Raw genomic sequence first — 8,301 nt, 5'->3', positions numbered from 1 at the left:
CGGGACTCCGGGACTCCGGGACTCCGGGACTCCGGGACTCCGGGACTCCGGGACTCCGGGACTCCGGGACGGAGGATCGCCCATCCCATGGCCGTCGGCAAGCGGATGTTTCCCGTGAAACATCCGCTTGCCGCCCGGGACCGTGGTGGGTCCGCCGCTACTTGCGGCCGACGCGGCGTTCCGCCCGCGCGGCCCGTTTGATCGACTTTCTCGGTGCGCGCTCCGAGCGGCTCAGCCGTTCTGCCGACAGGACCATGGTGGGAGTGGCGATTATCCCGGCGCCGCATTCCAGCACGGAGAAATTGCCGGCCCCGGCCAGCTCGACCGCCGCGCGATCACGCTCCAGCTCCTGGGCCACACTGGATCCCTTGAGGGCGAGCATATGGCCGTGCTCCCGGAGCAGCGGGATCGACCATTCGGCCAGCCGCGCCAGGGGAGCGACCGCGCGGGAGGTCACGACATCCGCGCCGCCTGCTTCTTGGATGACACCGGGCTGTTCCGCCCGGCCGCGCACCACGGTGATCGCGAGACCGGCGGCGTCGATGAATTCCTTCAGGAAGACGGTGCGACGGAGGAGCGGTTCCACGAGGACGATACGGAGGTCCGGGCGGGCCAATGCGAGGGGAATTCCGGGCAGCCCGGCACCGCTGCCGATATCGACCACAGACGCCCCCTCGCCGATCAGTTCGCCGACGACCGCGCAATTGAGGATGTGCCGCTCCCAGAGGCGCGGGACTTCGCGCGGTCCGATCAGTCCGCGTTCCACCCCGGCGGTAGCGAGGGCGGTCCAATAATCACGTGCCAATTCCAACCGGGCACCGAAGATGATCTCCGCTTCGGCCGGCGGCAGCGATTCCGGTGGGCCGGCCTCCAAATCGCCGAGATCTGGTTTCACGTGAAACACCCTTCTGTGTGGTCGTGTCGACTCGCTGTCACAAACATTTTCTACCGGCCCTCAACCGTAGTTGTCGCGGCACAGCGACAAGGGAGGGATATCGGAAACGGGTGAGGCCCGGGTCCGTCGACCCGGGCCTCACTCGACCACTCGGCTACCGCACGAGTCGCGGTGTCACTCCGGGACCACAACCACTCGACGGTTCGGCTCGACGCCTTCGCTTTCGCTCGCGACACCCTCGATCGAGGCGACCGCGTCGTGCACGATCTTGCGCTCGAACGGCGTCATGGGAGCGAGTTCTTCGGGGGATCCGGTCTGCAGAACACGCTGCGCGGCCGCAGCGCCGAGCGCACTCAGATCGGTGCGGCGCTTGGCACGCCAGCCCGCCACGTCGAGCATGAGCCGACTGCGGATACCGGTCGACTGCTGTACCGCGAGCCGGGTGAGCTCCTGGAGGGCATCGAGCACCTCGCCGCTGTGGCCGACGAGTTTCGTCAGGTCTTTACCGCCATCGATACTCACCACCGCACGGTCGCCTTCGACGTCGAGATCGATATCACCGTCGAAGTCGAGCACGTCGAGCAGTTGTTCGAGGTAGTCGGCGGCGATCTCACCCTCTTCGATGAGCGCCTCCTCGGCCTCGCTCACCGCGTCATCGGACTCGGTCTCCACGACGGTCGTGGATACGGTGGCGTCCCCACCTTCGGTCTCGAGAGTCATGTGTTTCCTTTATCTGCTCGTCGGACCCCGGCCTGCCCCGGCCGGGATCACGATCACAAGGGGTCTGGGGGAGTGGCTCAGCGCCGACGCTTCTGATTGGCCCGGCCGCGGTTGCCCGGCCGCTTCTGACCACTCGACCGACGCTGGCCCGACTGTTTACCGCCCGACTTGGCGGTCGGCTTCGCCGCTGCCGAACCGTTCGTTTCCGCCTTGCCGGCCTCCGCCGAATCGGGATCGGCCGCACTATCGGCTGTCACCGGCTTCTTCTTGGTGTCGACGGGTTTCGCGCCGGGCTTCGGCGCGTTCTCGGCCTGTTTCGCTGCTTTGGCCTGACGCTTGGCTTCTTCTTCCTTCGCCATCCGGCCGAAGACGAGGTGCTGCTGGCCGTAGGTCCAGATGTTGTTGGACACCCAGTAGAGCAGGATGGCGATCGGCAGGAAGGGGCCACCGACGAGCACGCCGAACGGGAACACCCACAGCGCCAGCTTGTTCATCAGCGCAGCCTGCGGGTTGGCCGCGGCCTCGGCGCTCTGGCGGGCCACCGAGGCCCGCGCATTGAAGTGGGTGGCGATCGCGGCGATGATCATCAGCGGGATGGCGACCGCGGCGATGCTGACCTTGCTCGGGATGCCGCCGTAGTCGGCGAAGGCAAGCAGCTCGTCGGCCGGCGCGGTGATGAACGCCGAGATCGGCGCGCCGAAGATTCGGGCGCTCAGGAAGGACTGCACATCGTCGGCGTTGAAGACGTAGTTCGGCGTGTGGGCGTTGGTGTAGGGATCCATCCCCAGCTGACCGAAGCCGTGCCCGGTCCGGTTGAACGAACGCAGCACATGGAACAGACCGAGGAAGACCGGCACCTGGGCCAGGATCGGCAGGCAGCCCATGAGCGGGTTGAAGCCGTGATCCTTCTGGAGCTTCTGCATCTCCAGCGCCATCTTCTGGCGGTCGTTCTTGTACTTCTTCTGCAGCTCTTTGATCTGCGGCTGCAGTTCCTGCATCTGCTTGGTGGTACGCACCTGTCTCACGAACGGCCTGTAAAGCACCAAACGCAGCGTGAAGACGAGGAACACCACGGACAGAGCCCAGGAAAGGCCGTTGTCCGCCCCGAAGGCGAAGCCGAAGACCCGGTGCCAGAACCAGAGGATCCAGGACACCGGATAGTAGATGAAATCGAGCACGGCTCTATGCACTCCCGTCGGTAGTGTCACCGATCACCGCATGCGGTGATCCCTTACAAGCTTCGGTCCGCGGATCGTCGTGGCCGACGTTGCGCCGCCGCTCCGGTACGGGATCCCACCCACCAGGGTGCCAGGGGGCGCATTTGGCCAGTCGCACGGCCGTCAGTCCAAGGCCTGTCACCAGCCCGCGGGTGCGCAGTGCGGTGACCGCGTACTCACTACAGGTGGGGGTGAATCGGCACACGGGCATGCGAGTGGGGGAGACGTATGTCCGGTACAGCTCGATCGAGAAGATCAGAATATTCGCGGGCCACCGGCGGACGGTCGCCGCGCGCGCACCCAGCGCGCTCATCGCGACGCACCCCGGCCGGCCGTCACGGCCGATAGAACACCGAGCTTGCGCAACCCGCTGCGCAGCTGGCGGCTCAGCTCGCCGCTGCCGGCGGTGGCGGCACCGGGAAGTGCGCGGATCACGATATCCACCTCGGCGGGGATGTCGACGGTCAATTCTGCACAGATATGACGCAGGCGGCGAGCCGTGCGGTGCCGTACGACCGCGTTGCCCACCGCCTTGCTGACGATCAGCCCGAATCGCGGACCGCCGAATCGAACCGCCGCGTCGCACGCTGCCGGATCGAACCGATCGGCCAGCACATGGACGACCAGGTCCCGATTTCCCGTTCGCCTGCCGCGCCGTACCGTTCGGGAGAAGTCGGCACGGTCGTGCAGCCGGTGCGGCTCAGGAAGCACTCGGACGCCCGAGGCTTGTCGAAGCCGCCGCTGCGGCGTAGCTACCGGCGGCGTGGGTTACGGGGTTCGGCGGACCCGGCATCGGACACCGAATTCGACGGGGAATCAGGCGGTGAGGGTGCCGCGGCCCTTACGCCGGCGCGCGGAAACGATAGCGCGGCCCGCACGGGTCCGCATCCGGAGACGGAAACCGTGGACCCGCGCCCGACGACGGTTGTTCGGCTGGAACGTCCGCTTGCCCTTGGCCACGGTCAACACTCCTCGAATTGGTGGGCGCCCTGCGGCACCCGAAGCTTTTTCGGTGATTCTGGCGATGTCTACCCGACGCCGCGGTCCTGGCGAACGGTCAGCACAGAACGGTCACCGCGCCGGGGGGTGACTGTACGAGAGTACTTATCCGGTTCTACCGGGTCAAACCCGCCCCCCTGGTCGCGGCGACCCGCGCAGGCACCGAGCGGGCCGGGTACCCGGCCCGCGGGTGGTGATGATCACCATGCGATCGTGGGGGACGCACAGGGGTGCAGGTCGGGCGCTCACCGCCGACCCGCGCACAGCGCGGGATCGCGGGCGGTGGTCCGCTGAGATCGTCCCTACCTGTGGATAATTGTGTGGAAATACCCTGTGAATGGCATATTCGTAGGGCCGAAGGTGCCACGCCGCAGCCGGAAGATCGGGGATTCCGGGCAGCGTCCCCGGGCACCGTATCCCTGGGGATACGGCAGATCGGTGGTGCGGACGTATGCGGTGTCACTGGGAGGAACCAGTACAGTGGACGCACCGCGAGCCCCGGACGTCTGCGCCGAGCAACCGACTCCCGGGGAGGACACTGGATGGACGACGAGCAGAACGTACTGGCCACGGTGTGGCCGGAGGTGGTCGCGGAGTTGACCACCGGTTCGCCCGACGGAGCCATCGGCGCGGTGACCCGAGCCCAGCAGGCGTGGCTCAAGCTGGTCAAACCATTGATGGTCGTCCAGGGTTTCGCGCTCCTTTCGGTTCCCTCCTCACTCGCTCAGGAAGCCATCGAACGCGACCTGCGTGAACCGATTCTCCGGTCGCTCGGCCGCCGGCTCGGGCCGCAGGTGGAAGGTCTGGGGGTCCGGATAGCCGCGCCCCTGCCCACCGCGGCCGACAGCGGTCCCGCCCGGCACGCCCGGATGACCAGCCGACCGGAGCCGGCTCCGCGGCCCGAGCATTTCGGCAACGGCCGGACCCGGCCGAGCCCGGCCGCCTTCCCCGCGACCGATCCGGCTTTTCCCGCGACCGATCCGGTTGAGGCCTCGTGGCCGGCCGAGACCGTGCGCGATTCCGGCAGTGGTGAATATCCGAACCGCGGATACCAGCCGGAACCCGGGTTCCCACACCCCACGGAAGTCCCCGGTGAGCCGCGTTTCCCCGGCCCTGGCTTCTCCCACGAGGCCGAACTGCCGCTGACCGGCGAACTGCCCCGCAATCCGACGCTGCCGCGCGGTACCGATCCGCTCCCGGGGGAGGCGCCGCGTCGGCCCACCCTGCCCGAGCTGCCGCACGGCGGAAGCTTTCCTTCCGATCCGGCGCTGCCCCGCGAAACCGACGAGCCGATACGGGACCCCTATCCGGTCCCACGGTCCTACCCGCGCGAATACACACCGGCCGCGGAATACCCGCGGGACAACGGCTACGAACGAGACCGGGAGTACCCGCCCGCGGAGTACCTGGACCCTTATGCCGGCAGCCGCGGCGATATCGCCGACCCGGTGACCAACGGCCGAGAGCGCGGTGCGCCATCGGTCCGGGACGGCGGGCCCGAACTGGATCCGATCCTCCCCCCGCGACGCGCCGCCCGGCCCGCTCAGGAAACGCTGTTCGCAGCCGACCTCGCCCCCGGTGATCTCGCACCACGCGACGAGGTCCGCGATACCGACCGCGACAGTCTGCGCGAGAGCGTCCGCGACCCGGGGGTCGATCCGGAACCCGACGTGCATCCCGAGGACGAGAAGGTGGTGAACATCCGGGACTCCTGGCCCACCTTCTTCGCGAAATCCCAGGGTGCCGGGGATACGGCGAAGCCATCGGCCAGCCTGAACGCGAAGTACACCTTCGAGACCTTCGTCATCGGCGCGTCCAACCGTTTCGCGCACGCCGCGGCCGTCGCCATCGCCGAAGCCCCCGCCCGCGCCTACAACCCGCTGTTCGTCTGGGGTGCGTCGGGACTCGGCAAGACCCACCTGCTGCATGCCGCCGGTCACTACGCCCAGCGGCTCTTCCCGGGGATGCGGGTCAAATACGTCTCCACCGAGGAATTCACCAACGACTTCATCAACAGTCTGCGTGACGACCGCAAAGTGGCGTTCAAGCGCCGCTACCGGGAGACCGACATCCTGCTGGTGGACGATATCCAGTTCATCGAGGGCAAAGAAGGCATCCAGGAAGAGTTCTTCCACACCTTCAATACCCTGCACAACGCGAACAAGCAGATCGTGGTCTCCTCGGATCGGCCCCCCAAACAGCTGGCCACGCTGGAGGAGCGACTGCGCACGCGCTTCGAGTGGGGTCTGATCACTGATGTGCAGCCGCCCGAGTTGGAGACGCGGATCGCGATTCTGCGCAAAAAGGCGCGCATGGACCGCCTCGATGTGCCGCACGACGTCCTGGAACTCATCGCCAGCCGGGTGGAACGCAATATTCGCGAGCTCGAGGGTGCCCTGATCCGGGTGACCGCTTTCGCGTCGTTGAACGGGCAGCCGCTGGATCAGTCCGTGGCCGAGGTGGTGCTGCGCGATCTCATGCCCGAATCACAGGATGTGGAGATCACCGCGTCCACGATCATGGGCGTGACGGCCGAGTACTTCAATACCTCGATGGAGGAGCTCACCGGCCCGGGTAAGGCTCGGCCGCTCGCCCAGGCCCGGCAGATCGCCATGTACCTCTGCCGGGAACTCACCGATCTGTCCCTGCCCAAGATCGGTCAGGCGTTCGGGCGCGACCATACGACGGTGATGTACGCGGAGAAGAAGGTCCGCAAGGAGATGTCGGAGCGCCGCCGGGTATACGACCAGGTCCAGGAGCTCACCGCGCGGATCAAACAGCGCTCCCGCTGACCGTCGGGTCCGCGCGGTCACCGGCGGCGATTCTCACGATCCGACCGATGACTGCTCTCGGTCCGTGGTGACCTGTTCGCGGCGGCATTCACGTACGCACCGGCAATCGGCCGCCCCGGGCTCCGACGCGCAGCCCGGACCATCCGGGGGCCGGAAGACCGAGCCGAAGCGGCGGGCGCCCGCCGCTTCGAGGAAGGCGGGCAGGGATGTCGTTCACCGAACCACCGGCGACCGCGGCATGGTCGCATCGGGACGCCCGGTCGGGCTTCGAGGTCGTCCACCTGCGGCGGGACGGCGACGGCCGTCGAATGGACGGGTGCACCACCGCCGTCGAGGACGATCAGGCCTGGTTCGTGCACTACGAGATCACGGTCGATTCGCGCTGGACCACCCGCGCCGCGCGCATCACCGGCCGATCGCCGGACGGGTGGCATACAGTACTGATCGAGTCCGACGGTGCCGGACGGTGGCTGATCGACCGAACGGAGGCACCGCATCTGGATGGCTGCCTCGATGTGGACCTGGAATCGTCGGCGATGACGAATATGTTGCCGGTGCACCGCCTGGAATTACCTGTGGGCGGCCGGGCCGCGGCACCTGCGGTCTACGTCCGCGCGACCGATCTCGCCGTCGAACGCCTGGAACAGGAATACCAGCGCACCACCGACGACGGCGCCCGGCAGTGCTACGACTACTCCGCGCCCGCATTCGACTTCTCCTGCCGGTTGGTCTACGACGCGTCGGGCCTCGTGCTGAGCTATCCGGGGGTCGCGACCCGCGCCGCCTGAGTCGGCCGCTGACCGGCTCAGGAGAATTCTCACAGCGTCGCAGCGGCTTCCGGACCGTGGCTCCCTCGGGGCCGTCGACCAGCGCTGGACCCGCTCGTGGCGAGCACGACGGGCCGGGACCGCGGGTCGGCGGACCAGCGGTCATGGACGCTGGGCCGGAAGCGGTTCGGCGGCCACCCCGGTGCCGAGCGGGGAACTCAGTCCTCGCCGAGCCGGCGACACTGCCAGTAGGTGGTGAGCCGAGGGCAAAGACGGCGGGCACGGCGCCCCAGAGGCCGGCCGTCGTCCCGGGTGGTGGGTACACGGATACCGGAAAGAGGTCGGAGAGGACGGCGCCCCGGGCCGCCCCGTGCGACGCCGACAGCCGGTGATCGGTACGCGTGATCTATCGCGGCCGGGCACCATGGCGGCTCCGGGCATATGCGGGACGAGGCGACCACCGATCCGATCGCGTTCGCCGGTCGGGCAAATCCGCCGAGCCGCTGTGTCGACCAGGTCGCCCGAGGCACCTCCTGCTCGTTGACCGAACCGAAAGTCTCTCCGCCGCAGTCCGCTTGGCGAATCGGCCGAATGACCCGTTTTTCCGCTGCTGCCACCGAGTCCGCCGGACATCGGCGTGTCGGAAGCATCCACAGGTGTGTCGCTAACAGCCGGTGGAAGCTTTGAACTGGGGTTTTGCTCTATCCACACCTGTGAATTCCCCAGGTTGTCCACTGGTCCATCCACAGGATCGAGGGGGTGCTGGGGGCAAGTTGTCCACATGCTGTTTATCCACAGTTTCCACAGGCTATTTCGTCCACAGCTACTGAACAGCGATGTTCCGGTCAGAGGGGTGTGGACAACCTGTGGATTCCTCGAGGAATCCTCGAGGAATCCACAGGTTGTCCACG

General features: G+C 67.3%; 8 protein-coding genes. 2 read left to right on the top strand and 6 right to left on the bottom strand.

Features of this window, described 5'->3' with window-relative positions:
* Positions 1-157: 157 nt before the first annotated feature.
* The 6 genes from rsmG to rpmH all read right to left on the bottom strand — a co-directional run bounded on the left by rsmG (position 158) and on the right by rpmH (position 3,792).
* Positions 158-904 carry a 16S rRNA (guanine(527)-N(7))-methyltransferase RsmG gene (gene rsmG, locus ABZV91_RS31455; protein ID WP_355249364.1) on the bottom strand — a complete coding sequence of 249 codons (747 nt, stop codon included), beginning with the start codon at positions 902-904 and terminating at the stop codon, positions 158-160.
* A 165-nt stretch (positions 905-1,069) separates the two neighbouring features.
* Positions 1,070-1,615 carry a protein jag gene (locus ABZV91_RS31450; protein WP_355249363.1) on the bottom strand — a complete coding sequence of 182 codons (546 nt, stop codon included), beginning with the start codon at positions 1,613-1,615 and terminating at the stop codon, positions 1,070-1,072.
* A gap of 77 nt (positions 1,616-1,692) precedes the next feature.
* On the bottom strand, positions 1,693-2,793 hold the full coding sequence (gene yidC, locus ABZV91_RS31445) for a membrane protein insertase YidC (protein WP_355249362.1): 1,101 nt from the start codon (positions 2,791-2,793) through the stop codon (positions 1,693-1,695).
* A gap of 4 nt (positions 2,794-2,797) precedes the next feature.
* Positions 2,798-3,145: a membrane protein insertion efficiency factor YidD gene (gene yidD, locus ABZV91_RS31440; protein ID WP_355249361.1), complete on the bottom strand. Its 348-nt coding sequence runs from the start codon at positions 3,143-3,145 to the stop codon at positions 2,798-2,800.
* Positions 3,142-3,543: a ribonuclease P protein component gene (gene rnpA / locus ABZV91_RS31435; protein WP_355249360.1), complete on the bottom strand. Its 402-nt coding sequence runs from the start codon at positions 3,541-3,543 to the stop codon at positions 3,142-3,144. The genes yidD and rnpA overlap by 4 nt, the downstream gene beginning before the upstream one ends.
* 105 nt (positions 3,544-3,648) lie before the next feature.
* Positions 3,649-3,792, bottom strand: a complete 144-nt coding sequence (gene rpmH / locus ABZV91_RS31430; protein ID WP_058854877.1) for a 50S ribosomal protein L34 — start codon at positions 3,790-3,792, stop codon at positions 3,649-3,651.
* 581 nt (positions 3,793-4,373) lie between these two features.
* Here rpmH and dnaA point away from each other — a divergent pair.
* Both dnaA and ABZV91_RS31420 read left to right on the top strand, forming a co-directional pair.
* Positions 4,374-6,623, top strand: coding sequence for a chromosomal replication initiator protein DnaA (gene dnaA / locus ABZV91_RS31425; protein WP_355249359.1), 2,250 nt, complete (start codon positions 4,374-4,376; stop codon positions 6,621-6,623).
* A gap of 206 nt (positions 6,624-6,829) precedes the next feature.
* Positions 6,830-7,411, top strand: a complete 582-nt coding sequence (locus tag ABZV91_RS31420) for a putative glycolipid-binding domain-containing protein (protein WP_355249358.1) — start codon at positions 6,830-6,832, stop codon at positions 7,409-7,411.
* The last annotated feature ends 890 nt before the right edge of the window (positions 7,412-8,301 follow it).

The sequence above is a fragment of the Nocardia sp. NPDC004568 genome, assembly GCF_040609955.1.
Classification (GTDB): Bacteria; Actinomycetota; Actinomycetes; order Mycobacteriales; family Mycobacteriaceae; genus Nocardia.
This window is presented reverse-complemented; position numbering and strand designations above follow the sequence as displayed.